The 26,308-nt window shown below is 40.1% G+C and carries 41 protein-coding genes; 3 read left to right on the top strand and 38 right to left on the bottom strand.

Annotated features, from left to right (window positions below; translation table 11 throughout):
- Positions 1-121: 121 nt before the first annotated feature.
- From ACIFUW_RS00435 to rpsL, 36 genes are all read right to left on the bottom strand, one after another.
- The gene (locus tag ACIFUW_RS00435; RefSeq protein WP_002288724.1) at positions 122-919 is read right to left on the bottom strand and encodes an energy-coupling factor transporter transmembrane component T family protein; all 798 of its coding nucleotides are present in this window, start codon (positions 917-919) and stop codon (positions 122-124) included.
- Positions 909-1,778 carry an energy-coupling factor ABC transporter ATP-binding protein gene (locus tag ACIFUW_RS00430; protein WP_002288722.1) on the bottom strand — a complete coding sequence of 290 codons (870 nt, stop codon included), beginning with the start codon at positions 1,776-1,778 and terminating at the stop codon, positions 909-911. The genes ACIFUW_RS00435 and ACIFUW_RS00430 overlap by 11 nt, the downstream gene beginning before the upstream one ends.
- Positions 1,754-2,593, bottom strand: coding sequence for an energy-coupling factor ABC transporter ATP-binding protein (locus tag ACIFUW_RS00425; RefSeq protein WP_002288720.1), 840 nt, complete (start codon positions 2,591-2,593; stop codon positions 1,754-1,756). The genes ACIFUW_RS00430 and ACIFUW_RS00425 overlap by 25 nt, the downstream gene beginning before the upstream one ends.
- 271 nt (positions 2,594-2,864) lie before the next feature.
- A complete protein-coding gene (gene rplQ, locus ACIFUW_RS00420) occupies positions 2,865-3,245 on the bottom strand; it encodes a 50S ribosomal protein L17 (protein ID WP_002288716.1) in 381 nt (126 codons plus the stop codon).
- Between the two features lie 27 nt (positions 3,246-3,272).
- Positions 3,273-4,211 carry a DNA-directed RNA polymerase subunit alpha gene (locus ACIFUW_RS00415; RefSeq protein WP_002288715.1) on the bottom strand — a complete coding sequence of 313 codons (939 nt, stop codon included), beginning with the start codon at positions 4,209-4,211 and terminating at the stop codon, positions 3,273-3,275.
- 79 nt (positions 4,212-4,290) lie between these two features.
- Positions 4,291-4,680, bottom strand: a complete 390-nt coding sequence (gene rpsK, locus ACIFUW_RS00410; protein ID WP_002288714.1) for a 30S ribosomal protein S11 — start codon at positions 4,678-4,680, stop codon at positions 4,291-4,293.
- 27 nt (positions 4,681-4,707) lie between these two features.
- The gene (gene rpsM, locus ACIFUW_RS00405; protein WP_002288713.1) at positions 4,708-5,073 is read right to left on the bottom strand and encodes a 30S ribosomal protein S13; all 366 of its coding nucleotides are present in this window, start codon (positions 5,071-5,073) and stop codon (positions 4,708-4,710) included.
- A 17-nt stretch (positions 5,074-5,090) separates the two neighbouring features.
- The gene (gene rpmJ, locus ACIFUW_RS00400; RefSeq protein ID WP_002288710.1) at positions 5,091-5,207 is read right to left on the bottom strand and encodes a 50S ribosomal protein L36; all 117 of its coding nucleotides are present in this window, start codon (positions 5,205-5,207) and stop codon (positions 5,091-5,093) included.
- Positions 5,208-5,239: 32 nt separating this feature from the next.
- Positions 5,240-5,458, bottom strand: a complete 219-nt coding sequence (gene infA, locus ACIFUW_RS00395) for a translation initiation factor IF-1 (RefSeq protein WP_002288695.1) — start codon at positions 5,456-5,458, stop codon at positions 5,240-5,242.
- A 190-nt stretch (positions 5,459-5,648) separates the two neighbouring features.
- Positions 5,649-6,296, bottom strand: coding sequence for an adenylate kinase (locus tag ACIFUW_RS00390; protein WP_002288690.1), 648 nt, complete (start codon positions 6,294-6,296; stop codon positions 5,649-5,651).
- A gap of 61 nt (positions 6,297-6,357) precedes the next feature.
- A complete protein-coding gene (gene secY / locus ACIFUW_RS00385) occupies positions 6,358-7,653 on the bottom strand; it encodes a preprotein translocase subunit SecY (protein WP_002288688.1) in 1,296 nt (431 codons plus the stop codon).
- Positions 7,653-8,093, bottom strand: a complete 441-nt coding sequence (gene rplO, locus ACIFUW_RS00380; RefSeq protein ID WP_002288687.1) for a 50S ribosomal protein L15 — start codon at positions 8,091-8,093, stop codon at positions 7,653-7,655. The genes secY and rplO overlap by 1 nt, the downstream gene beginning before the upstream one ends.
- A gap of 43 nt (positions 8,094-8,136) precedes the next feature.
- Positions 8,137-8,316 (bottom strand): 50S ribosomal protein L30, encoded by a 180-nt coding sequence (rpmD, locus tag ACIFUW_RS00375; RefSeq protein ID WP_002288686.1) that lies wholly within the window; start codon positions 8,314-8,316, stop codon positions 8,137-8,139.
- 14 nt (positions 8,317-8,330) lie between these two features.
- Positions 8,331-8,831: a 30S ribosomal protein S5 gene (gene rpsE, locus ACIFUW_RS00370; RefSeq protein WP_002288681.1), complete on the bottom strand. Its 501-nt coding sequence runs from the start codon at positions 8,829-8,831 to the stop codon at positions 8,331-8,333.
- Between the two features lie 20 nt (positions 8,832-8,851).
- Positions 8,852-9,208: a 50S ribosomal protein L18 gene (gene rplR, locus ACIFUW_RS00365; protein WP_002288679.1), complete on the bottom strand. Its 357-nt coding sequence runs from the start codon at positions 9,206-9,208 to the stop codon at positions 8,852-8,854.
- 160 nt (positions 9,209-9,368) lie between these two features.
- Entirely contained in the window at positions 9,369-9,905 is a 537-nt protein-coding gene (gene rplF, locus ACIFUW_RS00360) for a 50S ribosomal protein L6 (protein ID WP_002288677.1), read from the bottom strand.
- 31 nt (positions 9,906-9,936) lie between these two features.
- Positions 9,937-10,335 (bottom strand): 30S ribosomal protein S8, encoded by a 399-nt coding sequence (gene rpsH, locus ACIFUW_RS00355; RefSeq protein ID WP_002288675.1) that lies wholly within the window; start codon positions 10,333-10,335, stop codon positions 9,937-9,939.
- 35 nt (positions 10,336-10,370) lie between these two features.
- Positions 10,371-10,556, bottom strand: coding sequence for a type Z 30S ribosomal protein S14 (locus tag ACIFUW_RS00350; RefSeq protein ID WP_002288673.1), 186 nt, complete (start codon positions 10,554-10,556; stop codon positions 10,371-10,373).
- Between the two features lie 18 nt (positions 10,557-10,574).
- A complete protein-coding gene (gene rplE, locus ACIFUW_RS00345; RefSeq protein ID WP_002288671.1) occupies positions 10,575-11,114 on the bottom strand; it encodes a 50S ribosomal protein L5 in 540 nt (179 codons plus the stop codon).
- Between the two features lie 27 nt (positions 11,115-11,141).
- On the bottom strand, positions 11,142-11,450 hold the full coding sequence (gene rplX / locus ACIFUW_RS00340) for a 50S ribosomal protein L24 (RefSeq protein WP_002288670.1): 309 nt from the start codon (positions 11,448-11,450) through the stop codon (positions 11,142-11,144).
- 36 nt (positions 11,451-11,486) lie between these two features.
- The gene (gene rplN / locus ACIFUW_RS00335; RefSeq protein WP_002288669.1) at positions 11,487-11,855 is read right to left on the bottom strand and encodes a 50S ribosomal protein L14; all 369 of its coding nucleotides are present in this window, start codon (positions 11,853-11,855) and stop codon (positions 11,487-11,489) included.
- Between the two features lie 57 nt (positions 11,856-11,912).
- Positions 11,913-12,179, bottom strand: a complete 267-nt coding sequence (gene rpsQ / locus ACIFUW_RS00330) for a 30S ribosomal protein S17 (RefSeq protein WP_002288668.1) — start codon at positions 12,177-12,179, stop codon at positions 11,913-11,915.
- A 24-nt stretch (positions 12,180-12,203) separates the two neighbouring features.
- The gene (gene rpmC / locus ACIFUW_RS00325; RefSeq protein ID WP_002288664.1) at positions 12,204-12,392 is read right to left on the bottom strand and encodes a 50S ribosomal protein L29; all 189 of its coding nucleotides are present in this window, start codon (positions 12,390-12,392) and stop codon (positions 12,204-12,206) included.
- Complete coding sequence (rplP, locus tag ACIFUW_RS00320; RefSeq protein WP_002288661.1) at positions 12,382-12,816, bottom strand: 50S ribosomal protein L16; 435 nt, start codon at positions 12,814-12,816, stop codon at positions 12,382-12,384. The genes rpmC and rplP overlap by 11 nt, the downstream gene beginning before the upstream one ends.
- Before the next feature lie 2 nt (positions 12,817-12,818).
- Positions 12,819-13,475: a 30S ribosomal protein S3 gene (gene rpsC / locus ACIFUW_RS00315; RefSeq protein WP_002288659.1), complete on the bottom strand. Its 657-nt coding sequence runs from the start codon at positions 13,473-13,475 to the stop codon at positions 12,819-12,821.
- Between the two features lie 13 nt (positions 13,476-13,488).
- Complete coding sequence (rplV, locus tag ACIFUW_RS00310) at positions 13,489-13,836, bottom strand: 50S ribosomal protein L22 (RefSeq protein WP_002288657.1); 348 nt, start codon at positions 13,834-13,836, stop codon at positions 13,489-13,491.
- 22 nt (positions 13,837-13,858) lie between these two features.
- Positions 13,859-14,137, bottom strand: a complete 279-nt coding sequence (gene rpsS, locus ACIFUW_RS00305) for a 30S ribosomal protein S19 (RefSeq protein ID WP_002288655.1) — start codon at positions 14,135-14,137, stop codon at positions 13,859-13,861.
- Between the two features lie 42 nt (positions 14,138-14,179).
- Complete coding sequence (rplB, locus tag ACIFUW_RS00300) at positions 14,180-15,013, bottom strand: 50S ribosomal protein L2 (RefSeq protein WP_002290451.1); 834 nt, start codon at positions 15,011-15,013, stop codon at positions 14,180-14,182.
- Positions 15,014-15,051: 38 nt separating this feature from the next.
- Entirely contained in the window at positions 15,052-15,342 is a 291-nt protein-coding gene (gene rplW / locus ACIFUW_RS00295; protein WP_002290449.1) for a 50S ribosomal protein L23, read from the bottom strand.
- Positions 15,342-15,965: a 50S ribosomal protein L4 gene (gene rplD / locus ACIFUW_RS00290; protein ID WP_002290446.1), complete on the bottom strand. Its 624-nt coding sequence runs from the start codon at positions 15,963-15,965 to the stop codon at positions 15,342-15,344. The genes rplW and rplD overlap by 1 nt, the downstream gene beginning before the upstream one ends.
- Before the next feature lie 27 nt (positions 15,966-15,992).
- A complete protein-coding gene (gene rplC / locus ACIFUW_RS00285; protein WP_002290445.1) occupies positions 15,993-16,622 on the bottom strand; it encodes a 50S ribosomal protein L3 in 630 nt (209 codons plus the stop codon).
- Between the two features lie 30 nt (positions 16,623-16,652).
- Positions 16,653-16,961, bottom strand: a complete 309-nt coding sequence (gene rpsJ, locus ACIFUW_RS00280; RefSeq protein ID WP_002290443.1) for a 30S ribosomal protein S10 — start codon at positions 16,959-16,961, stop codon at positions 16,653-16,655.
- Between the two features lie 406 nt (positions 16,962-17,367).
- Positions 17,368-18,555 (bottom strand): elongation factor Tu, encoded by a 1,188-nt coding sequence (gene tuf / locus ACIFUW_RS00275; RefSeq protein WP_002290442.1) that lies wholly within the window; start codon positions 18,553-18,555, stop codon positions 17,368-17,370.
- 171 nt (positions 18,556-18,726) lie between these two features.
- Entirely contained in the window at positions 18,727-20,814 is a 2,088-nt protein-coding gene (gene fusA / locus ACIFUW_RS00270; RefSeq protein WP_002294317.1) for an elongation factor G, read from the bottom strand.
- Positions 20,815-20,907: 93 nt separating this feature from the next.
- Positions 20,908-21,378, bottom strand: a complete 471-nt coding sequence (rpsG, locus tag ACIFUW_RS00265) for a 30S ribosomal protein S7 (protein WP_002290440.1) — start codon at positions 21,376-21,378, stop codon at positions 20,908-20,910.
- A gap of 83 nt (positions 21,379-21,461) precedes the next feature.
- The gene (rpsL, locus tag ACIFUW_RS00260) at positions 21,462-21,875 is read right to left on the bottom strand and encodes a 30S ribosomal protein S12 (RefSeq protein ID WP_002294318.1); all 414 of its coding nucleotides are present in this window, start codon (positions 21,873-21,875) and stop codon (positions 21,462-21,464) included.
- A 318-nt stretch (positions 21,876-22,193) separates the two neighbouring features.
- On the opposite strand from rpsL, the gene rpiA reads away from it, so the two are divergent.
- The 3 genes from rpiA to gpmA all read left to right on the top strand — a co-directional run bounded on the left by rpiA (position 22,194) and on the right by gpmA (position 24,449).
- A complete protein-coding gene (rpiA, locus tag ACIFUW_RS00255) occupies positions 22,194-22,877 on the top strand; it encodes a ribose-5-phosphate isomerase RpiA (RefSeq protein WP_002296865.1) in 684 nt (227 codons plus the stop codon).
- A 132-nt stretch (positions 22,878-23,009) separates the two neighbouring features.
- Positions 23,010-23,591, top strand: coding sequence for a recombinase family protein (locus ACIFUW_RS00250; RefSeq protein ID WP_002294320.1), 582 nt, complete (start codon positions 23,010-23,012; stop codon positions 23,589-23,591).
- A gap of 171 nt (positions 23,592-23,762) precedes the next feature.
- Positions 23,763-24,449, top strand: a complete 687-nt coding sequence (gpmA, locus tag ACIFUW_RS00245) for a 2,3-diphosphoglycerate-dependent phosphoglycerate mutase (protein WP_002294321.1) — start codon at positions 23,763-23,765, stop codon at positions 24,447-24,449.
- A gap of 297 nt (positions 24,450-24,746) precedes the next feature.
- Here the strand turns inward: gpmA and deoD are convergent, their stop codons facing one another.
- The gene (gene deoD, locus ACIFUW_RS00240) at positions 24,747-25,454 is read right to left on the bottom strand and encodes a purine-nucleoside phosphorylase (RefSeq protein WP_002289197.1); all 708 of its coding nucleotides are present in this window, start codon (positions 25,452-25,454) and stop codon (positions 24,747-24,749) included.
- Positions 25,455-25,470: 16 nt separating this feature from the next.
- On the bottom strand, positions 25,471-26,289 hold the full coding sequence (locus ACIFUW_RS00235; RefSeq protein ID WP_002289198.1) for a purine-nucleoside phosphorylase: 819 nt from the start codon (positions 26,287-26,289) through the stop codon (positions 25,471-25,473).
- Positions 26,290-26,308 lie beyond the last annotated feature (19 nt).

Raw genomic sequence — 26,308 nt, 5'->3', positions numbered from 1 at the left:
AAAGAAAGAGGCCTGTGACCTTAGTCTGCCACAGACCCTAATATTTCTTGTCATACACTGCTTGCATCCTTTCTTGCAAACAGATCAGCAAGAAAAGAATAGATAGCGGCCCACTGAACGTTTATCCTCTTAAAAAGATCAGTAGCACAGTTAATAATACAAAAGCAATGATAACCATCGTGTCTCTATTATGCCAATGCAATACACGATATTTCGTTCTTCCTTCCCCACCTTTGTAGCCTCTTGCTTCCATAGCAGTCGCAAGATCTTCCGCACGGTTGAAGCTGCTGACAAATAAAGGAATCAGCAAAGGAATGACTGCTTTCATTTTCTGAACTAGGTTTCCTTCACCAAAATCAACACCGCGAGCGCGCTGAGCGTTCATGATCTTTTCTGTTTCGTCCATCAATGTAGGCACAAAACGAAGAGCAATCGACAGCATCAATGAAATTTCGTGGACTGGGAACCGTACGGCTTTCAATGGACGAAGCAAGTACTCAATCGCATCCGATAATTCCAAAGGCGGTGTAGTAAGCGTGAGTAGAGTCGACATAAAAATGATCAACACGAATCGACAGAAAATAAAGAGGCCGTTCATCACACCAAATTCAGTGATATGGAAAACACCCCAACTCCAATAAGTTTCTCCGCCACTTGTAAACAAGACCTGCAAAGCTACAGTGAAGAGGATTAGCCAGATCAATGGGCGAATGCCTCGGATAAAAAATTTCAAATCTACTTTTGACAAGAAGACAGAAAGTAATGTGAAAAATGCCAACAAAAGGTACGTTTCCCAATTATTTGCTAAAAAAATGATTCCGATAAAATAAAAACTGGCTAATAATTTAGCTCGGGGATCCAATCGATGGATCAAGGAATCTCCAGGCATATAACGACCAAATATCAATTTATTCATCATGGGCATTTCCTCCAGCATAATGGACGATAGCGTCTGCTAATTCTTCAGCTGTCAAAGGCAAGGTAGCAAAGTTCATCCCTTTAGCCATTAATTCTTCTGCAAACTCGGTGGCAGTAGGTACGCCTAGTTGTTTTTCTTTTAGCCATTCAATGTTTTGAAAGACCTCTTGCGGCTCCCCGCTATTAACGATTCGTCCCTTTTCCAACACATAGACATAATCTGCAAAATTGGCTACATCATCCATTAAATGCGTAACTAATACAATAGTGATCTGCTGTTCCTTATGAAGACGCCAAAACATCTCCATCATTTCTTTTCTGCCCTGGGGATCAAGTCCTGCCGTTGGTTCATCCAATACAAGTACTTCCGGCCTCATGGCAAGCACACCAGCGATTGCTACTCTACGCATTTGCCCTCCTGAAAGTTCAAATGGCGAACGTTCCAAATAGCTTTCATCCAGCCCAACTTGTTCTAATGTTTCTTTTGCTAGGACTAGTGCTTCTTCTTCGCTGACACCAAAGTTTTTAGGACCGAAAGCAATGTCTTTTGCTACCGTTTCTTCGAATAGCTGTGCTTCTGGAAACTGAAAGACGATGCCAACTTTTTTTCGGATGGGCTTTAAATTCTTATTATCCGTATCCGGCTGAATATCTCGTTCTCCAATATGGACTGTACCGCTTGTTGGCTTAACAAGCGCATTCAAATGCTGAAGTAAGGTTGATTTCCCGCTTCCGGTATGCCCTACTAATGCAGTATAACTGTTTTCTTTGATCGTCATATTGATGTCAAATAAGGCTCTTTGTTCAAATGGTGTATTCGGCTGATAAGTGAAGTCTACTTGTTCAAAACGGATGTCCATAACCAATCCACCATCCTTTCTTCTGTCATATATTCACTGGGCACATCAACCCCACGTTCTTTCAGTGCGCTCTTCAGTTTTTCAGGAAATGGTAGATCTAGACCTAAGTCGATCAGTTCAGGACCAGCAGAAAAAATTTCTTTTGGTGTACCTTCACGGACAAGTTCGCCTTGTCTCATCACTAGTATCCGATTGGCATTAGCTGCTTCATCAATATCATGAGTGATAGATATAACGGTCAATTGACTTTCTTCTTTGATCTTCTTGATCGTAGAGATCACTTCTTCACGACCTTCTGGATCTAGCATACTGGTTGCTTCATCTAAAATAATGATATCAGGTCGTAAGGCAACCACGCCGGCAATGGCAACACGTTGTTTTTGCCCTCCTGATAAACGAGCAGGCTCGCGTGAAGCAAACTCAGCCATTCTAACTTTCTCAAGTGCATCTTTCACACGCACTAGCATTTCTTCTCTGGGAATCCCTTGATTTTCAAGACCAAAAGCAACGTCATCTTCTACTGTCGAACCAACAAACTGATTGTCTGGATTTTGAAAAACCATTCCAACCATCTGTCGGATCGTCCAAATATTTTCTTCATCCAATATTTGATTTCCCACTTTCACGATCCCTGATTCTGGCAGAAGCAATCCATTGATCGTTTTGGCAAGTGTCGATTTTCCTGAACCATTGTGTCCAATAATAGCGATCCACTCACCTTTATCAATTGTAAAGGAGACATCTTTCAATGCGGGGCGAAGATCATCTGGCTGGTATTTATAATTTATCTTTTCTAATTCAATAATTGGCTCCATGATTACTCCTTCTTCATCCTAAAGTTCCTACTAACACTATCAAAAAAAGACAAAATTTTCAATTATTTCTCGCTTAAAATGTTTTTTTATGCCTTCAAACATATCTGTCATGACAGGTAATTGAAGGTATAAAAAAACACTTTATGATGAGTGCTTACTCCCCAAGCGATATTCGCTTGAGGAGCAGCGCTGAGCTAGACTCGGAAAAATATCTTCCAACATCATAACACTCTAAAAGAATCATCTATAAAGTGATGTTATTAGTGTGATTTTAGACAAGTTCTAAGACAACCATTGGTGCACCATCACCGCGTCTTGGTTCTGTCTTCAAAATGCGTGTGTATCCGCCTTGACGTTCTGCGTAACGAGGTGCAATATCGTTGAACAGTTTTTGTAAAGCTGATTCAATGACGATGTCCTCATTTTCTTCACGCACGCTGGCAACTTCATTACGTACGAAAGCCGCAGCTTGACGACGTGCATGCAAATCTCCGCGTTTACCTAAAGTGATCATTTTTTCTGCAGTTGAGCGAACTTCTTTCGCACGAGCTTCAGTAGTCACAATACGTTCGTTGATTAATAAATCAGTTGTTAAATCACGCAACATCGCTTTACGTTGGCTAGATGTGCGTCCTAGTTTACGATAACTCACGTTGGTTTCCCTCCTTCGTAAAAGGTTTTAATCTTCTTTACGTAAACCTAAACCTAAGTCGTGCAATTTTGCTTTAACTTCTTCTAATGATTTACGTCCTAAGTTACGGACTTTGATCATTTCAGGCTCAGATTTATTTGTAAGTTCTTGTACAGTATTGATTCCTGCACGTTTCAAACAATTGTAAGAGCGAACAGACAAGTCTAACTCTTCGATCGTCATTTCCAACATTTTTTCTTTTTGTGTTTCTTCTTTTTCGACCATGATTTCAGCATTTTTTGCTTCATCAGTTAAGTTCACAAAAATATCCAAATGTTCAGTCATGATTTTCGCAGACAAACTCATTGCTTCCAACGGTTCAATTGAACCATCTGTCCAAATCTCCATCGTCAATTTATCAAAATCTTCACGGTGTCCAACACGTGTGTTCTCAACTTGATAGTTCACACGACGAACAGGTGTGTAGATTGAATCGACTGGAAGAACGCCAATTGGCATATCTTCTTTTTTATTTTCATCTGCTTGAACATAACCACGTCCAGGTTTCACTGTTAAGCGAGCATGGAACGTAGCTCCTTCAGAGACACTACAGATGTACATATCTTTGTTAAGAATTTCTACATCACTATCAACGATAATATCGCCAGCAGTTACTGTAGCAGGTCCGGTAATATCGATTTCAAGGGTTTTTTCTTCTTGGCCATACATTTTCAGCGCTAAGCCTTTAATGTTCAAGATGATTTGAGTGACGTCTTCTCTAACACCTTTGATGGTAGAGAATTCATGCAGTACACCATCGATTTGAATATTAGTGATGGCAGCACCTGGCAAAGAAGATAATAAAATACGACGTAGGGAATTCCCTAAAGTAGTCCCATACCCTCTTTCAAGAGGTTCAACGATGAACTTGCCATAATCTTTTTCTTCATCAATTTTTGCGATTCTTGGTTTTTCGAACTCAATCATTCTTATCTTTACCCCTTTCAAAACGAAAAGTGTCTTGTTCAATGACGTTACTGATAAAACTCAAAATGAGCGGCACTCATTAAACACGACGGCGTTTTGGAGGGCGGGCACCATTATGAGGAACTGGAGTCACGTCACGAATTGCAGTCACTTCTAAACCTGTAGCTTGTAATGAACGAATTGCTGCTTCACGTCCAGAACCAGGTCCTTTAACTGTTACTTCAACAGTCTTTAATCCGTGTTCCATTGCTGCTTTTGTAGCAGTTTCTGCTGCCATTTGAGCGGCAAAAGGAGTTGATTTTTTGCTTCCTTTGAAACCTAATGAACCAGCTGATGACCACGCTAATGCATTTCCGTGAGTATCAGTGATCATGATGATAGTGTTATTGAATGTAGAATGGATATGTGCAATACCTGCTTCTATATTCTTCTTCACACGGCGTTTACGATTCACTTTTTTTGCTGCCATGAAGTTTTAACCTCCTTCACTTAAGAATTATTTTTTCTTGCCAGCGATAGCGCGAGCTGGGCCTTTACGAGTACGTGCATTGTTTTTCGTGTTTTGTCCACGAACAGGCAATCCACGGCGATGACGGATTCCACGGTAAGAACCGATTTCCATCAAACGTTTGATGTTCAAGTTCACTTCACGACGAAGATCCCCTTCAACTTTTAATTTATCTACTTCTGCACGGATAGCATCTGTTTGTTCATTCGTTAATTCACGAACGCGAACATCTTCAGATACACCAGCATCAGCTAAGATCTTTTTAGCAGTAGTGTTACCAATACCATAGATATAAGTAAGTGAAACTACTACACGTTTATCACGAGGAATATCTACTCCTGCAATACGAGCCATATTTATAGCACCTCCAATTATCCTTGACGTTGTTTATGTTTTGGATTTGCTGGGCAAATCACCATAACGCGTCCTTTACGACGAATTACTTTACAATGTTCGCACATTGGTTTTACTGATGGTCTTACTTTCATGATAATACCTCCTGTAGTTTTACGGAGTACAATTATTTAAAGCGATAAGTAATACGGCCACGGTTAAGATCGTATGGAGACAATTCAACCGTTACTTTGTCACCAGGTAAGATACGGATGTAATGCATACGAATTTTACCTGAAACAGTAGCAAGAACTTGGTGTCCGTTTTCTAGTTCAACTTTAAACATTGCATTCGGCAAAGTTTCGACGACTGTACCTTCGACTTCAATCATATCTTCTTTTGCCACGCACAGTACCTCCTTGTACTTGTTTCGCATTTTCACACGATAAAATGGCGGAAACTGCAGTTCCCACCTCAAAATTCTCAAAATGGATCATCTAGAGGATTCTCTAGAAGTCGGACTGACATATTCTATCATAATTTATTGAACTTGACAAGAGTAACTGCATAATGCAAGTCGGCTACGGGCAATCGTGCTATTTTTCAATGATTTTTTGTACATCTGCAAATACAGCATCGATTTCACGAGCACCATCAATAGTGTTTAGCAAACCTTGTTCTTTATAATAAGCCAAGATTGGTTCACTATTTTTGATGTTGATAGCCAGACGATTTTTAACCGTCTCAGGTTTATCATCTTCTCTTTGATAGAATTCATGCCCACCGCAACGATCACATGTGTCTTCAACTTTTGTAGGGTTGAAAATTTTATGGTAAGTTGCTCCACAATTGCTGCAGATAAATCGGCCGGCTAGACGTTCGACCAAGATTTCTTCACCAACATGGATATCGATGACAGCATCAATTTTTTTATTCAAATCTTTTAGCATTGCGTCCAGAGCTTTTGCTTGATCTAGCGTACGTGGAAAGCCATCTAATAAGAAGCCTTTCTCTGTATCTGGTTCAGCTAGTCGCTCTTTCACGATTCCATTTGTTACTTCATCAGGAACTAATGCACCTTTATCCATATAAGACTTTGCTTCCAGGCCAAGAGCTGTTTCGTTTTGCATCGCTGCGCGGAACATATCTCCTGTTGAGATGTGCGGAATACCATAAGCATCAATGATTTTTTCAGCTTGTGTTCCTTTACCTGCGCCTGGCAGCCCCATTAAAATGAGGTTCATTGTTTTCCCTCCTAATAAATGTGTGAGAACGTGTGTTGAGGGGAAACCTCAACACGCTTTCTTACTCAATGAATCCAACATATTTACGTTTCAGCATTAAGCCTTCTAACTGTTTCGCAGTTTCTAAAGCTACACCGATAACGATCAGTAAGCTTGTACCGCCTAATCCGATTGATTGTGGAAGATCCCAAACCATTTGAGCAATGATTGGAAGCAATGCCACTAAACCAAGGAAGACTGCACCAACTGTACTTAAACGCATCAGTAATCTTGAGACATACTCTTCAGTCCCCTTACCAGGGCGTACGCTTGGTATATAACTTCCTTGCTTTTGCAAGTTTTCCGCTAATTTCTCAGGGTTTACTTGAACAAAGGCGTAGAAGAAAGTGAAGGCAACGATCAGAATCGTATAAATCGTAGCACCAGGTGCTGTATTATAGTTAAAGATCTCCATCATCACTTTGTACCAGTTTTCAGAACCGAATCTACCGCTCAATGCTTGTAAAACAGCATTTGGCGTAGCAATAAACGAACTAGCAAAGATAACTGGAATAACTCCAGCTGCATTTACTTTCAACGGCAGATAGCTGCTTGTAGGCGCGCCAGCTACGCGTTTCGTATATTGGATCGGGATCTTGCGTTCAGCTTGTTGGAAAAATGTTACGAATGTCACGATCAACAAGACCGCTACTAGTAAAATGGCCACAAAAATAGCAGATTTCCATATGTCTGAAGGATCAATATTTATAAAGTAATCTTCATAAATTTCTCTGATACTTTCAGGCAATCTAGAAATGATACCTGCAAAAATGATCATTGATACGCCATTTCCGATACCTTTTTCTGTGATCTGTTCTCCTAGCCAAGTAACAAACATCGTACCGGCTGTTAGAATCAAACCGATCGTTACGTAAGTTGCTACGTTAGGATTATTCACGAAACCTAATTGAGCGTATTGATTGAATCCAGCAGTGATACCGACAGATTGGATAAATGCCAATACTAATGTCAGATATCGAGTCGCTTGATTCAGTTTTTTACGACCAACTTCCCCTTGTTTCGACCATTCAACAAATCGAGGCACGATGTCCATTTGAAGAAGCTGAATGACGATAGAAGCAGTAATGTATGGTGAAACCCCCATTGAGAAAATGGAAAAGTTTTGCATCGCACTACCACTTACCAAGTTCAACATGTTGAAAAATGGCAAAGAAGAAAGGTTTTGCAATGAAGCAGCATTTACGCCTGGTACAGTAATATGTGCACCTAGGCGAAATACAAACAACACAAATACAGTAAATAGGATTTTCGATCTAATGTCTTTTACTTTAAAAGCATCTTTTAATAGTCTAAACATTAGATCACCTCGATTGATCCACCAGCCGCTTCAATTGCTTCTTGAGCTGCTTTAGAGAATTTTGCTGCTTTCACAGTTAATTTCTTGTTTAGTTCCCCATTAGCTAATACTTTGATTCCAGCTTTTTCGTTTTTCACGATTCCAGCTTCAACTAAAGCAACAGGAGTTACTTCAGCTCCGTCTTCAAAGCGGTTCAATACATCAAGATTAATGACTGCATAGTCTTTACGGTTCACGTTTGTGAATCCTCGTTTTGGTAAACGACGGAACAATGGTGTTTGTCCCCCTTCAAATCCTAAACGCACACCGCCGCCTGAACGAGCTTTTTGTCCTTTTTGTCCGCGTCCGGCAGTTTTTCCGTTACCAGATGAAGTACCACGACCAACACGGTTACGTACTTGGCGTGAACCTTCAGCAGGTTTTAATTCATGAAGTTTCATAGGTTTGGCACCTCCTTAATGTTCTAGTTATGATTTTTCTAAATTAAATTTCTTCAACGTCCACTAGGTGAGAAACAGTATTGATCATGCCTTTAATTGCTTCATTAGAAGGCTTAACCACTGAACTGTTAATCTTTGTAAGACCTAACGCTTTAACTGTATCGCGTTGGTTTTGAGGACGTCCGATAATACTGCGTTTTAAAGTAACTTTTAATTCAGCCATTATTGTTGTCCTCCTTATCCGATTAATTCTTCAACTGATTTGCCGCGAAGTTCTGCAACTTCTTCTGCACGTTTCAATTGTTTCAAACCTTCAACTGTTGCGCGAACAACGTTGATTGGTGTATTTGAGCCTAAAGATTTAGAAGTGATATCTGCTACCCCAGCTAATTCTAATACGGCACGAACTGGTCCACCAGCAGCAACCCCAGAACCTTCTACAGCAGGTTTCATTAGGATTCTACCACCACTAAAAGCACCGATTACTTCGTGTGGGATTGTTGAACCAACCATAGGTACTTCAACTAAGTTTTTCTTCGCATCTTCAATTGCTTTACGGATTGCTTCAGGAACTTCTTGAGCTTTACCTGTACCAAATCCTACGTGTCCGTTTTTGTCACCGACAACAACTAAAGCAGCAAAACGTAGACGACGTCCACCTTTAACAACTTTTGTTACACGGTTAATTGCAACAACGCGGTCTTCTAATTCCAAATGTTTTGGATCGATATAAACCATGAATGGTATTCCTCCTTCTTCTAAAATTCTAGTCCATTTTCGCGAGCAGCTTCAGCTAAAGCTTGCACACGGCCATGGTAAAGGTATCCACCACGGTCAAAGACTACTACTTTAATGCCTTTTTCAGCTGCACGTTCAGCAACTAGTTTACCGACAGCTTGTGCTGCTTCTGTTTTTGTTCCACCTGAAATTTCTTTATCCAAGGTAGAGGCACTTGCTAGCGTTACACCCGCTACGTCATCAATAATTTGAGCGTAGATGTTTTTGTTAGAACGAAAAACGTTCAAGCGTGGGCGCTCAGCAGTACCAGAGATATTGTTACGTACACGACGATGTCTCTTTTGACGTGTTTTGTTCTTATCTGGTTTTGTAATCACAATTGTCACCTCTTTATTTTTATTGTACTACTATTTCAAGCAGTAAATACGTTTCGAAAAATAGAAGCTGCGGCACAAGTAAAAATGTATTTTTTTGAAGGTAAACTTCAGCCAAATGCCTTTTTCCTGCTGCTGGCTTCTATGCAATTTTTCTAAACGATTATTTACCAGTTTTACCTTCTTTACGGCGTACATATTCGCCAACATAACGAATACCTTTACCTTTATAAGGTTCTGGAGGACGAGTTCCACGAATGTTTGCAGCTAATTCGCCAACTTCTTCTTTGTTCGCACCTTTAACAATTACTTGTGTGTTAGCTGGTACTTCAACAGTTACTCCAGCTGGTGGTGTGATTTCTACTGGATGTGAGTAACCAACGTTCAATACAAGTTTTGATCCTTGTAATTGTGCACGGTACCCAACCCCGATTAGTTCTAACGCTTTTTGGAAACCTTCGCTGACACCTACAACCATGTTGTTGAAGTTCGCACGAGTTGTTCCATGAATTGTTTTCATTTCTTTACTGTCGTTTGGACGAGTGAAAGTTACTTCGTTTCCTTCGATATTCATTTTGATATCTGCTGAAAAAGTACGAGTCAATTCACCTTTTGGTCCTTTAACTGTAACGTTGTTTCCGTCTTGAGTAACTGTTACTCCTTCAGGGATAACAACGACTTTATTTCCGATACGGCTCACTTAAAGACACCTCCTTGTAGATTCTACTTGATTACCATACGTAAGCGATAACTTCGCCGCCGATATTTTTTTCACGAGCTTCTTTATCAGTGACAACACCTTCAGAAGTCGAAATGATTGCGATACCTAAACCGTTCAATACTTTTGGTACTTCGTCAGCTTTGACATAAGCACGCAAACCTGGTTTAGAGATACGTTTTAAGTTTGTGATAACACGTTCGCCGTTTTTACCAAATTTTAGGAAAACACGGATCACGCCTTGTTTGTCATCTTCGATGTATTCAACATCACGAACGAAACCTTCACGTTTCAAGATTTCAGCGATGTCACGTTTAATTTTTGATGCAGGTACTTCTAAAGACTCATGTTTAACCATGTTTGCGTTACGGATACGAGTTAGAAAATCTGCAATTGGATCTGTCATGACCATTGATCTTTTACCTCCTTCTTATGCGAATTTACTTTTTACCAGCTAGCTTTCTTCACGCCGGGAATTTGACCTTTATAGGCAAGTTCGCGGAAGCAAATACGGCAAAGATGGAACTTACGATAAACTGAATGTGGACGTCCGCAACGTTCGCAACGAGTATAAGCTTGTGTTGAAAATTTTGCAGGACGTTTGTTTTTAGCAATCATTGATTTTTTAGCCACGTAGTTCGCCTCCTTTAATTATTTTTGGAATGGCATGCCTAATTGTGTCAACAACTCACGAGATTCTTCATCAGAGTTTGCTGTTGTTACAATAACGATGTCCATACCACGTACTTTATCTACTAAATCATAATCTACTTCTGGGAAGATCAATTGTTCTTTAATACCTAAAGTATAGTTTCCACGACCGTCAAAGGCTTTTTTACTTACACCATGGAAGTCACGTACACGTGGTAGTGAAACAGAAACCAATTTGTCTAAGAATTCGTACATTCTTTCTCCGCGCAATGTAACTTTTGCACCAATTGGCATTCCTTCACGTAAACGGAATCCAGCGATTGATTTTTTAGCTTTTGTAATCATTGGTTTTTGACCAGTGATCAAAGTTAATTCTTCAACTGCTTTATCTAAGTTTTTAGCGTTTGATACCGCATCACCAACACCCATGTTGATGACGATTTTTTCAACTTTAGGTGTTTGCATAACAGAGCTATAGTTAAATTTTTCCATCAATGATGGAGTTACTTCTTTAAGATATTTTTCTTTTAGGCGGTTCATTCAGTAAGACCCTCCTTCCTTAAACTTTTATTTATCTAAAACTTCACCGGTTTTTTTAGAAACACGGACTTTTTTGCCGTCTACTTCTTTGTAGCCAACTCGGCCAGCTACACCAGTAGAGTCAACCACCATCACGTTAGAAACATGAATTGGCGCTTCCATCTCAACAATTCCACCTTGAGGAGCAGCTTGAGAAGGTTTTTGGTGTTTTTTAACGACATTTACACCTTCGACAATAACTTTATCTTTTTTCGGGAACGCTGCTAGTACAACGCCTTCTTTGTTTTTGTCTTTTCCAGTGATAACTTTAACTTTATCGCCTTTTTTAACAAACATAACTGTTTCGCACCTCCTTTGATAAGTGTCTCAAGATTATAAAACTTCTGGTGCTAGTGAAACGATCTTCATGAAGTTGTTTTCACGTAGTTCACGTGCAACTGGCCCAAAGATACGTGTTCCACGAGGGCTTTTATCATCACGAATAATCACTGCAGCATTTTCATCAAATTTAATATATGAACCGTCTGTACGACGAGCTCCTGATTTTGTTCGAACGATAACGGCTTTAACGACGTCACCTTTTTTGACAACCCCACCTGGCGTTGCTTGTTTAACCGTAGCAACGATCACATCACCGATGTTAGCAGTTTTACGACCAGATCCACCAAGGACTTTGATCGTCAAAATTTCACGTGCGCCTGAGTTATCAGCGACTTTTAAACGACTTTCTGCTTGGATCACGTTGTGTATCCTCCTTTCAGATTTTGCATTCAATCTATATAGGAAAATCTCGTGTTATTAGATAATAACTGCTTCTTCGACTACTTCCAACAAACGGAAACGTTTTGTAGCTGATAATGGACGAGTTTCCATAATTCTCACGATGTCGCCAACTTTTGCTGTGTTGTTTTCATCATGCACTTTGTATTTCTTAGAATAGTTCATGCGTTTGCCATAGATAGGGTGGTTTTTCTTTGTTTCGACAGCAACGGTAATTGTTTTATCCATTTTGTCTGAAACCACGCGACCTTGATAAACTTTGCGTTGATTTCTTCCTTCAGTCATACGCTTAATGGCCTCCTTCCATAATTACTTAGCTTGTTCACGCAACACAGTTTTGATGCGTGCAATCGATTTACGTACTTCTTTAATACGTGCAGTGTTTTCTAATTGACCTGTTGCTAATTGGAATCTAAGATTAAACAATTCTTCTTTTAATTGTTTTTCTTGATCAAGCATTTCGGCAGTGGTTAATTCTCTGATTTCTTTAACCTTCATTCGATTCACCACCCATTTCCTCACGTTTTACGATCTTAGTTTTCATTGGTAATTTGTGAGAAGCTAGACGTAACGCTTCACGAGCTACTTCTTCAGGAACGCCTGCGATTTCAAACATGATTTTACCACGTTTTACTGGTGCAACCCATCCTTCAGGTGCCCCTTTACCAGAACCCATACGTACCCCAATTGCTTTGGCAGTATAAGATTTGTGAGGGAAAATTTTAATCCATACTTTCCCACCACGTTTCATGTAACGAGTCATTGCGATACGAGCAGCTTCGATTTGGCGGTTTGTGATCCAATGTGAATCAACAGCTTGCAAACCGTATTCACCGAATGCTACTTCTTTTCCGCCTTTAGCTTCCCCGCGCATTTTTCCGCGGAATTCACGACGGTGTTTTACACGTTTAGGTACTAACATGATTATTTCCCTCCTTTCTCAGTGTTTTTTTTAGTTGGAAGAATTTCTCCACGATAGATCCACACTTTAACTCCTAGTTTTCCGTATGTTGTATCTGCTTCTTCCCATGCGTAATCAATGTCCGCACGTAAAGTATGAAGAGGAACAGTTCCTTCTGAGTATCCTTCTGAACGAGCGATATCTGCTCCGTTTAGACGACCAGATACTTGAGTTTTGATCCCTTGAGCGCCAGCACGCATTGAGCGTTGGATGGCTTGTTTTTGAGCGCGACGGAAAGCAACACGGTTTTCTAATTGACGTGCGATTCCTTCACCTACTAATTTTGCATCTAGATCTGGTTTTTTGATTTCCACGATATTGATATGGATTCTTTTACCAGTTAATTTGTTTAATTCTTTTCTTAGGCTTTCGACTTCAGAACCGCCTTTACCAATAACCATACCTGGTTTAGCTGTGTGAATTGAAATGTTTACGCGACCTGTTGCGCGTTCGATTTCAACTGTTGATACAGCAGCATCAGCAAGTTTAGTTGAAATAAATTTACGGATTCTTAAATCTTCGTGTAAGAACTCAGCATACTCTTTTTCAGCATACCATTTAGCATCCCAGTCGCGGATGATGCCTACACGCATTCCAATTGGATGTACTTTTTGACCCACTGATTATCCCTCCTTATTTTTCTGATACGACTACCGTGATATGACTTGTACGTTTGTTGATTGGAGAAGCTGATCCTTTTGCACGAGGACGGAAACGTTTCATTGTAGGTCCTTCGTTAACAAAAGCTTCGCTTACTACCAAGTTTTCAACATCTAAGTCAAAGTTATTTTCTGCATTCGCAACTGCTGACATCAATACTTTTTCAATGATTCCAGCAGATTTGTTTGGTGTGAATTTCAAGATTGAAATTGCATCTGCGACACTTTTACCTCTGATAAGGTCAATTACTAAACGGGCTTTTCGAGGTGAAGTGCGAACTGTTTTTGCAGTTGCTTTAGCTGATGTGATTTGTTCTGCCATTTGGATTTATCCTCCCCTCAAATTAGCGTTTCGTTTTCTTATCGTCAGCAGCATGTCCACGATAAGTTCTTGTAGGTGCAAATTCACCTAATTTGTGTCCTACCATGTCTTCTTGGATGTAAACTGGTACATGTTTACGTCCATCATAAACTGCGATGGTATATCCAACAAAACTTGGGAAAACTGTTGAACGGCGTGACCAAGTTTTGATAACTTTTTTCTTTTCAACCCCTGCTTGAGCTTCAACTTTTTTCATTAAATGCTCATCGACAAAAGGTCCTTTCTTTAAACTACGACCCATGGTGAACCTCCTCTCAAAATGTGCGACACATGGTCAAAGTAATTATTTATTTTTGCGACGACGAACAATAAGTTTGTCTGATTTAGCTTTTTTGTTACGAGTTTTGTAACCAAGAGCTGGTTGACCCCAAGGAGAAACTGGTGCTTTACGTCCGATAGGAGCTTTACCTTCACCACCACCGTGTGGGTGATCATTAGGGTTCATTACGCTACCACGTACAGTTGGGCGTTTACGCATCCAACGAGAGCGTCCAGCTTTACCGATGTTGATTAATTCGTGTTGTTCGTTACCTACAGAACCGATTGTAGCACGGCATGCAGCTAAGATCATACGAACTTCACCAGAGTTCAAGCGGATCAATACGTATTTGCCTTCTTTACCAAGTACTTGAGCACTTGTACCAGCAGAACGGATCAATTGTCCACCTTTACCAGGTTTCATTTCAATGTTGTGGATAACAGTACCAACTGGAATGTTTTCTAATGGAAGAGCATTTCCGACTTTGATATCTGCTTCTGGACCTGAAACAAGTTTCATACCCACTTCTAGTCCTTTAGGTGCTAAGATGTAAGCTTTCACTCCATCTTCATAGTGTACTAACGCGATGTTAGCTGAACGGTTTGGATCATATTCGATCGTTTGAACAGTTGCAACAACGTTATCTTTGTTACGTTTGAAGTCGATCACGCGATATTGGCGTTTGTGTCCGCCACCTTGATGACGTACAGTGATGCGGCCGTTGTTGTTACGTCCAGCATGGTTTTTCAATGGTTGTAACAATGATTTTTCAGGTGTTGATGTTGTGATTTCAGCAAAATCAGAACCTGTCATGTTACGACGACCATTTGAGGTAGGTTTGTACTTTTTAATCGCCACGTTTTTCCCTCCTAATTTAATGAGTTATCTATTAGTGCTTATTCAGCAGCTTCGAATAATTGGATTTCTTTTGAATCTTCAGTCAATGTAACGATCGCTTTGCGACGTTTTTTTGTATATCCTGCATATTTGCCCATACGTTTGAATTTCGCACGTACGTTCACGATGTTCACGTTTTTGACTTTAACGTCAAAAGCAGCTTCTACCGCTTGTTTTACTAAAGTTTTGTTTGCGCGAGTGTCCACTTCAAAAGTGTATTTCTTGTCATCCATGGCAAGCATTGATTTTTCAGTGATCACTGGGCGTTTGATTACGTCTAGTAAGTTCATTATGCAAGCACCTCCTCAATTTGAGTAAGAGCAGTTTGTGTTGCTAACACTTTTGTATTTGATACAACGTCTAGCACACTCACATTATCAGAAGTTACTACAGAAACGTTTGGTAAGTTACGTGCTGATAAAGCAGCAAAGTCGTTACCTTTTTCTAGAACAACCAATACTTTAGAGTCGATAGATAAGTTAGCAAGAACTTGTTTGAATTCTTTTGTTTTTGGTGCGTCGAAGTTCAAGCCTTCGATTGCTACCAAGTTGTTTTCAGCAACTTTTTCTGACAATACAGATTTCATTGCTAAACGACGAACTTTTTTAGGAAGTTTGTAGCTGTAAGAACGTGGTGTTGGTCCAAAGACTACGCCACCTCCACGCCATTGTGGTGAGCGGATAGATCCTTGACGTGCACGACCTGTTCCTTTTTGACGCCATGGTTTACGTCCGCCGCCGCGAACAGCGCTACGGTTTTTAACCGCGTGTGTTCCTTGTCTTAATGACGCACGTTGCATTACGATTGCATCGTAAACAACACTTTCATTAGGTTCAATTCCGAAGATTTCTTCGTTAAGTGTGATTTCACCGTTTTGGCTTCCATCTTGTTTGAATAATGCTACATTCGGCATTCCTTAGTTCCTCCTTTCTTCCTACAATTATTTAGCTTTCACAGCTGATTTGATAGTAATTAAAGATTTTTTAGCTCCAGGAACATTACCTTTGATCAAGATAACATTTCTTTCTGCATCGACACGTACAACTTCCAAGTTTTGGATAGTTACGCGGTTGCCACCCATACGGCCAGCAAGACGTTTGTTTTTAAATACACGGTTAGGTGCAACTGGACCCATTGACCCAGGACGACGATGGTAACGAGAACCGTGAGCCATTGGTCCGCGGCTTTGTCCGTGGCGTTTGATAACCCCTTGGAATCCTTTACCTTTCGTAGTACCTGTTACATCAATAATGTCTCCTGCTTGGAAAACATCTACTGTAATTTCTTTTCCTACTTCATATTCTCCTAGCTCAACATTTTTGAATTCACGAATGAAGCGCTTAGGAGCCGTGTTTGCTTTTGCAACATGACCTTTCGCAGGTTTGTTTGATAAAACTTCACGCATATCTTGGTAACCAACTTGAATAGCTTCGTAGCCATCCGTTTCCATTGTTTTCACTTGTAGTACTACGTTTGGAGTAGCTTCTACAACAGTTACTGGAATTAATTCACCAGATTCAGTGAAGATTTGTGTCATTCCCACTTTTTTCCCTAAGATTCCTTTGGTCATGAGTACACCTCCATTATTTTTGTTTTAGTTTTATAATTTGATTTCGATGTTTACACCAGATGGTAAGTCTAGCTTCATCAAAGCATCAACAGTTTTTGGTGTTGGGTTCACAATGTCGATAAGACGTTTGTGTGTACGCATTTCGAATTGTTCGCGTGAATCTTTGTATTTATGAGTCGCACGGATGATTGTGTAAAGACTGCGTTCAGTTGGTAATGGAATTGGACCAGACACGCTAGCTCCAGTTCTTTTTGCAGTTTCCACGATTTTATCCGCTGATTGATCTAAAATACGGTGTTCATACGCTTTTAAACGGATACGAATTTTTTGTTTTGCCATCTTGTTCCCTCCTTCGCCTATTTTGAAAAGTAGACATAGCTCCACGAAAATTTCCGTCACGCTCGTTCGTGGCAAAGCGTCCGGGCGTGTCGCAACCTCTCGTTTCTTAGCCGACGAAATCATTCTGATTACGTCTGTGCAATTCACTAAAGTAAACGCACCTTTGTCATTATAATATATATAAACTCACAAAGCAAGGCTTTTTCTTGTAAAAAACATTTTGTTTTCATAAAGTTTCATTTAGAAAATACTGACTCTTTTATTTCGTGTTTCTTCTATTTATAATACTCCTGTCTTTTTTCCTGATCCTGCAATAAATAAAAAAGCTCGGAACAAAGATCCTAAGACCTTCGTTCCGAGCGATTACGTCCGAATAAATGTTGCTTTACTTTAAAACTTAAGTGAATTAAGCTTTGATTTCTGTAACGACACCGGCACCAACTGTACGTCCGCCTTCACGGATTGAGAATTTAGTACCGTTTTCGATAGCGATTGGGTGGATTAATTCAACTTCCATTGTTACGTTGTCGCCAGGCATAACCATTTCAGTTCCTTCTGGTAATTCAACAACACCTGTTACGTCAGTTGTACGGAAGTAGAATTGTGGACGGTAGTTAGTGAAGAATGGAGTATGACGTCCACCTTCTTCTTTTGTCAACACGTATACTTCTGCAGAGAATTTTGTATGAGGTGTGATTGTACCTGGTTTAGCTAAAACTTGTCCACGTTGGATGTCTTCACGTGCAACACCACGTAGTAAAGCACCAATGTTGTCTCCAGCTTCAGCGTAGTCTAACAATTTACGGAACATTTCAACACCAGTAACTGTTGTTTTTGAAGTTTCTTCAGCAATACCAACAACTTCAACTTCGTCACCAACGCGAACTTGTCCACGTTCAACACGACCTGTAGCAACAGTACCACGTCCAGTAATTGAGAACACGTCTTCAACTGGCATCATGAATGGTTTGTCGTTGTCACGTTCTGGAGTTGGGATGTATTCGTCAACTGCAGCCATTAATTCAAGAATTTTTTCTTCGTATGAAGCGTCGCCTTCTAGAGCTTTCAAAGCTGATCCAGCAACTACAGGAACATCGTCACCAGGGAATTCGTATTCTGTTAATAGGTCACGAACTTCCATTTCAACTAATTCTAGTAATTCTTCGTCATCAACCATGTCTACTTTGTTCAAGAATACAACGATGTAAGGAACACCAACTTGACGAGACAATAGGATGTGTTCACGAGTTTGAGGCATTGGGCCGTCAGCAGCAGAAACTACCAAGATAGCTCCGTCCATTTGAGCAGCACCAGTGATCATGTTTTTAACGTAATCCGCGTGTCCTGGGCAGTCAACGTGAGCGTAGTGGCGTGTATCTGTTTCATACTCAACGTGAGCTGTTGAGATTGTGATTCCGCGTTCGCGTTCTTCTGGAGCACCATCGATTTGATCGTAAGCCATAGCTTGGCCGCCGTTTTTCTTAGATAGTACAGTTGTGATTGCAGCTGTTAATGTAGTTTTACCATGGTCAACGTGTCCGATAGTACCAATGTTAACGTGTGGTTTAGAACGGTCAAATTTTTCTTTTGCCATTTTAAAATGTCCTCCTAAAAATACAATATATTTTTTATTTGTCTGATAGGTATATGATGTACACAAGGTACACCACATGCCCATATCATCGATAATTATTTTACACGAAACTATATTAAAAATATAGTCTCTTTGGATAATCTCTTTGCAGGACTATCCGGTTTCAAGAAATTATTCAGCTTTTCCGCCGTTTTTCTTAATGATTTCTTCTTGTACTGATTTTGGTACATCTTCGTAGTGGTCAAATGTCATTGTAAATGTACCACGACCTTGAGTAGCAGAACGAAGAGTTGTAGCATAACCAAACATTTCAGCAAGTGGAACCATCGCACGAACAACTTGTTGGCCGCCAGCGCGAGCTTCCATACCTTCAACACGTCCACGACGAGCAGTTACGTGACCCATAACATCACCTAAATAATCTTCAGGGATAACAACTTCTACAGCCATGATTGGTTCAAGGATTACTGGATTAGCTTTCTTAGCTGCTGCACGTAATGCCATAGAAGCAGCAACACGGAAGGCAGTTTCATTTGAATCGACATCATGGTATGAACCATCGTAAAGTTTAGCTTTGATATCTACTAATGGATAGCCAGCTAAGACACCATTTTCCATAGCATCTTTCAAACCAGTTTCAACAGCTGGAATGTATTCACGAGGAACAACCCCACCGACGATCGCATTTTCAAATTCGAAACCAGCACCTTCTTCATTTGGTGTAAATTCAATCCATACGTGACCGTATTGACCTTTACCACCAGACTGACGTACAAACTTACCTTCGGCTTGAGTGCCAGCACGGAAAGTTTCACGGTAAGATACTTGAGGCGCACCTACGTTAGCTTCAACTTTGAATTCACGACGCATACGGTCAACGATGATATCTAAGTGAAGTTCACCCATACCAGCGATGATTGTTTCGCCTGTTTCCACGTTTGTTTCAGCACGGAAAGTAGGATCTTCTTCAGATAGTTTTTGTAAAGCCACACCCATTTTATCTTGGTCAGCTTTTGATTTAGGTTCAATAGCGACTTGGATAACTGGTTCTGGGAATTCCATGGATTCAAGAATAACTAGACTCTTTTCATCACATAGTGTGTCCCCAGTAGTTGTGTCTTTCAAACCAACAGCAGCAGCGATATCTCCAGCGTAAACTTCAGAGATTTCTGAACGAGAGTTGGCATGCATCTGTAGGATACGACCAACACGTTCACGTTTGCCTTTTGTTGCGTTTTGTACGTATGAACCTGATTGTAAAACACCAGAGTACACACGGAAGAAAGTTAAACGACCTACGAATGGGTCAGTCATAACTTTAAATGCTAAAGCTGAGAAAGGAGCGCTGTCGTCTGCAGGACGTTCTACTTCTTCATCAGTTTTAGGGTCAATCCCTTTGATAGCTGGGATATCTAACGGTGATGGCAAGTAATCAAGAACAGCGTCCAATAGTAATTGAACCCCTTTGTTCTTAAATGCTGAACCACATAGTACTGGGTAGAATTCTACGTTAACTGTTGCGCGGCGGATACCTTCTTTTAACTCAGCTTCAGTGATTTCTTCACCTTCTAAGTATTTCAAAGTAAGTTCTTCATCAGTTTCAGCTACAGCTTCAACCAATTTTTCGCGCCATTCTTCAGCTAATTCGCGGTATTCTTCAGGAATTTCTGTTTCTTCGATCTCTGTTCCAAGATCGTTTGTATACATTTCAGCCTTCATTGTTACAAGGTCGATAATTCCTGTGAAGTCGTCTTCCGCACCAATTGGTAATTGGATTGGGTGAGCGTTTGCTTGCAAACGGTCATGTAAAGTTGATACTGAATATAAGAAGTCAGCACCGATCTTGTCCATTTTGTTTGCAAATACGATACGAGGTACACCATAAGTTGTTGCTTGACGCCAAACTGTTTCAGTTTGAGGTTCAACACCTGATTGTGCATCAAGAACAGTTACAGCACCATCAAGTACACGCAATGAACGTTCAACTTCAACTGTGAAGTCTACGTGTCCTGGTGTGTCGATGATGTTGATTCGGTGACCCTTCCATTGTGCTGTAGTAGCAGCAGAAGTGATCGTAATACCACGTTCTTGTTCTTGTTCCATCCAGTCCATTTGTGAAGCTCCTTCATGAGTTTCACCAATTTTATGGATTTTACCAGTATAGTACAAGATACGTTCAGTAGCAGTCGTTTTACCAGCATCGATGTGGGCCATGATACCGATATTACGAGTGTTTTGTAAAGAAAATTCTCTGGTCATTCTCCTTGTTTCTCCTCTCTTTACTATCTAGTTGCTAAAAATAAGGACACTATCTGAGGTCGACTTATAAAAGCCGACCAAACAGAGAGAATCTTACCAGCGATAGTGAGCAAACGCACGGTTGGCATCAGCCATTTTATGAGTGTCTTCACGTTTTTTAACAGAAGCACCTGTGTTGTTTGCAGCATCCATGATTTCTTTTGCTAAGCGTTCTTCCATTGTGTGTTCACCGCGCAAGCGAGCGTAGTTTACTACCCAACGAAGACCTAGAGTAACGCGGCGTTCAGGGCGAACTTCAACTGGTACTTGGTAGTTTGAACCCCCAACACGACGTGCTTTAACTTCAAGAACAGGTTGAACGTTTTTCATTGCTTGTTCAAACACTTCTAATGGATCGTTACCTGTAGATTCTTTGATCAAGTCAAAGGCATTATAGATAATGTTAGCTGCAATCCCGCGTTTTCCGTCAACCATTACACGGTTGATCAAGCGAGTTACTAATTTTGAGTTATAAATAGGATCTGGTAAAACATCACGTTTTGCAACAGGACCTTTACGTGGCATCCGTAACTCCTCCTTCCGAAATATTGTTCATAGTAATTACTTCTATATAGTAGAAGCAAGTTTCATTTGTTTAATAATTAAAATTAAGCTTTAGGTTTTTTAGTTCCGTATTTAGAACGGCTTTGTTTACGGTCGTTAACACCAGCAGTATCTAAAGCACCGCGAACGATATGGTAACGTACCCCTGGTAAGTCTTTTACACGACCACCGCGTAATAATACAACACTGTGTTCTTGTAAGTTATGACCAATCCCTGGGATATAAGCAGTAACTTCAATTAAGTTTGACAAACGAACACGTGCATATTTACGTAAAGCTGAGTTCGGTTTTTTAGGTGTCATTGTACCCACACGAGTTGCTACCCCACGTTTTTGAGGTGAGTTTACGTTAGTTTGAGTTTTCTTAAAGCTGTTATATCCTTTGTTCAAAGCAGGTGAATTAGATTTTTCCACCTTTGATTTACGAGGTTTACGTACTAATTGGTTAATTGTAGGCATTCCTTGTTTCCTCCTTCCCACGATTTGCGTCTAGTTCCACACATCCAGGTGGTTCTTTTTTTGTGATAAAAAATAAATGCAATGTCTGCATCCTTATCAAATATGCTTTGATAAACAGTCAGCACGTTTCTTCACAGAAACCTGTAGATAAAGCACCTTTGTTAGAATATCACGAATGAAAAAACATGTCAACAAGAGATGCAATTTTTTTTGAAAAAGCTTTATTGGAATAAAAAAGAATGGTATCTTTTTACCGTAAATCACGCTAAAATAGTGAGGAAAGCACGATGCTCAAACTAAAAAAAGGTGGACGCAAAGATGAATTTAAAACAATTAGCTGGCATTGAAGCCGCGAAATTCGTAAAGGACGGGATGATCGTAGGTCTCGGGACCGGTTCAACCGCCTATTATATGGTAGAAGAGATTGGTCGCCGTATGCGTGAAGAAGGTTTACGTATCACAGGAGTTACTACTTCAAATGCGACAAAAGAACAAGCGGAAAAATTAGGAATACCGTTAAAGAGTATTGATGAAGTCCCCGTAGTCGATTTGACAATAGACGGTGCTGATGAAATCAGTGCTGATTTTCAAGGGATCAAAGGCGGCGGCGCTGCTTTGCTTTTCGAGAAAATAGTCGCTACGTACTCAAAAGAAACGATTTGGATCGTTGATTCTTCTAAATTAGTCGATAAACTTGGGAAGTTCCCACTCCCAGTTGAAGTGATCCCTTATGGCTCCCAACAGCTACTTCATATTTTTGAAGAAAAAAGATTCCAACCCGTCTTGCGTACAGACGAAAACGGAGAAGTCTTAACCACAGATGGTGGTCATTACATCATTGATCTGCATCTAGAAGTCATCGAACAGCCAGAAAGCTTAGCTACCTATTTAGATGAACTTGTTGGGGTAGTAGAACATGGGCTTTTCCTAAACATGGTTTCTAAAGTAGTTGTCGGCTCAGAAAAAGGCGTTGAGATTCTTGACGCAATCCGTCGTAAATAAAGAAAAACTGCTTGATCATCCAATAAAAAAAGACAGCGGAAAATTTGCGAAAAAACTATCTTTTTGACGTACTTTATGCTACATTTTTACTGTTATATCCAGTTAGAAAATCACTGCTAGAAAGGAATCACCATGAAAATTATTGGTTATGCACGCACAACCATAAATGACGTTGATTTAACAACTCAGGTTGATCAATTATCTGACTTTGGTTGTCAAGAAATTTTCCATGAGACATATGAAGTGGAACAAAATGATTCTACTGCTGTTCATTTGGAGTCAGTGATCGCTGACATGCAACAAGGCGATGCACTAGTCATTTGCCAACTTCATCGATTAGGCAAATCTACGCGGCAATTAACAGAACTCACGCAATTATTCAAAGATCGCGGGCTGCACTTGATTAGTCTTGATGAAGGAATCGATACGCGCGAAATGGGAAAAATCTATTTCCAATTAATGGAAAACCTAGCAAACATGGAGTGCGCATTGATCAAAGAACGTACATTAGTTGGATTAGATGAAGCTCGTAAAAAAGGAAAAATCGGCGGAAGACCAAAAATCGATGCAAAAACGATCAAAAAAATCCGACGTCTCTATTATGAAAAAAAAGAAACGATCCAATTTATTTCTTCAAAATGCGGTGTTTCAGTTGGAACATGTTATAAATATATCAATTTACCTGAAAAAGAAATCGAGCAATTATGCATCTAATACCTAAAAACGAACAGTTGCGTGGGCACTGTTCGTTTTTTTATATTCTCTACTTGTTTTCTCATAGAATCTTATCTAATTTTTCGATGGAAATCTCTTCCAAAAAATTGTACAATAAAACAGAACTGAAAATTTCAGAAATATAAACCTATCTTAAAAGGAGAGCTAAACATGCCAAAATTAGTTTTTTCTCGTCACGGTCTTAGTGAATGGAATGCATTGAACCAATTTACTGGTTGGGCTGATGTAAATCTAGCACCAGAAGGAATCGAAGAAGCAAAAGAAGGCGGACGCAAAATCAAAGAAGCTGGAATCGAATTTGATGTTGCTTACACTTCTGTTTTAACTCGTGCAATCAAAACATGTAACTTGATCTTAGAATATTCAGATCAACTTTGGGTACCACAAATCAAATCATGGCGCTTAAACGAACGTCACTATGGTAAATTACAAGGTTTGAACAAAAAAGAAACAGCTGAAAAATACGGCGACGAACAAGTGCACATCTGGCGTCGTTCTTACGATACTCTTCCTCCATTAATGGAAGAAACTGACGAAGGTTCTGCAGCAAATGACCGTCGTTACGCAATGTTAGACAAACGCGATATTCCTGGTGGAGAAAACTTGAAAGTGACATTAGAACGCGCTTTGCCATTCTGGCAAGATGAAATTGCTCCAGCATTACTAGACAACAAAACTGTTTTAGTAGCTGCACATGGTAACTCATTACGCGCCCTAGCTAAACATATCGAAGGTATCTCTGACGAAGACATCATGGATCTTGAAATTCCAACAGGTCAACCACTTGTTTATGAATTAAATGATGACTTAACAGTTGCTAAAAAATACTACCTATAAAAAACACTATAAAAAAGGGACTGTGACACGATTTGTCACAGTCCCTTTTTTCGTATAAACGGTTTTCTCCTGCCAACTTCTCGGTCACAAGTCACAATATTCATCAAACATGAAAAGCTGTTTTTTGAAATTGTTCCTTGTGACTCAGAGTTAAACGGCAGATTCACAACCTCTTGGTAAACGGTGTTCAAAAGCTTACATTTGCAATAATAAGTCCAGCCAAGTCAAAAACATGAGGAGCTATTTTTGCTTGGATGTTCTTATTACTTAATGCAGGGCAGCTTTTTCATTTCCTTCTTATTCTGCTATCGCTGTTTCCAATCCTACTTCGATCATTTCATTGAACGTAGATTGACGTTCTGCAGCTGTTGTTTCTTCACCGGTGATCAAATGGTCGCTAACGGTCATCAAACTTAATGTCTGCACATGGTATTTCGCGCCTAAGTAATAAAGAGCCGCTGCTTCCATTTCCACTCCTAAAACGCCAAGTTCAGCTAATTGGAACGTCTCTGTCAAATCATCTTTGTAGAAAGAATCTTCCGAAAGAACATTTCCTACATGAACCGTATAGCCCTTTTCTTTAGCTATCTCATATGCTTTCAGTAATAGATTGAAATCACTGATTGGAGGAAAATGAAAGGCTTGGAAATTTTTTTCGATCATCGAAGAACTGGTCGCTGCACCTTGTGCTAGTACTAAATCACGAACATGGACGTCTTTTGACAATGCACCGCATGTACCTACTCGAATCAATTTCTTTACACCATACGACTGGATCAATTCATGGGCATAGATGGTGGCTGATGGCATTCCCATTCCTGTTCCTTGAACAGAAATACGTTCTCCTTTATATTTGCCGGTAAAGCCTAACATACCGCGTACCTGATTGTAACAAACTGGATCTTCCAAAAAAGTCTCCGCAATATATTTAGCTCGCAAAGGATCTCCCGGAAGTAAAATCTTATCGGCGATCTCGCCTTCTTTCGCTTCAATATGCACACTCATTTTATTGTTCCTCCTATTACAATAATGTCAATGTTTCTTTAACCAATGCTTTAAAAGATTGTTTGACTCTCTGAGTTGTTTCTACAACTTCTTCATGGCTCAGATTCGCTTGCATACCTGCTGCTAAGTTGGTAATACAAGAGATTCCTAACACTTTTAATCCGCTGTGAGCTGCTACGATGACTTCTGGAACAGTCGACATCCCTACTGCATCGGCTCCTATTGTCCGAGACATTCGGATCTCCGCAGGCGTTTCATAAGTTGGTCCAGAATAGCCCATATATACGCCTTCTTTAAGATCCAAACCTAGTTTTTCTGCTGCTGCTTTTGCTGTTGCTTGATAGTCAGGCGTATAAGCTTGACTCATATCTGGAAATCTAGGGCCCATTGCATCTTCATTCGGACCGATCAAAGGATTTTCACCAGTAAAATTGATATGATCGGTAATCAGCATCAAATCTCCTGGTACAAATGATTCGTTGACACCACCACATGCATTAGTCACAATGACTGAATGGGCCCCTAGTCCGGCCATCACACGTACTGGATAGGTCACTGTTTGCATGGAATGACCTTCATAGTAGTGGAATCTCCCTTGCATGGCTAACACTTTCTTGCCTGCCAGAGACCCATAAACTAGCTTTCCTGCATGCCCAACTACTGTCGAAACAGGAAAGAACGGGATCTCATCATAAGAAATCATTACAGCATCTTCGATTTCATCTGCTAATTCACCTAATCCTGAACCTAGAATCAAACCAAAATCAATTTCTTTTACTCCTTTATCAAGGATAAACTGGGTCGTTTCTTGTAACATCTCGCTTAACTTGGTCATTTGCTTTCTCCTATTTAAA

The sequence above is a fragment of the Enterococcus sp. PLH-Efm8 genome, assembly GCF_053011625.1.
Note: the sequence above shows the minus strand (reverse complement) of the source record. Positions and strands in the feature narration are given on the sequence as shown.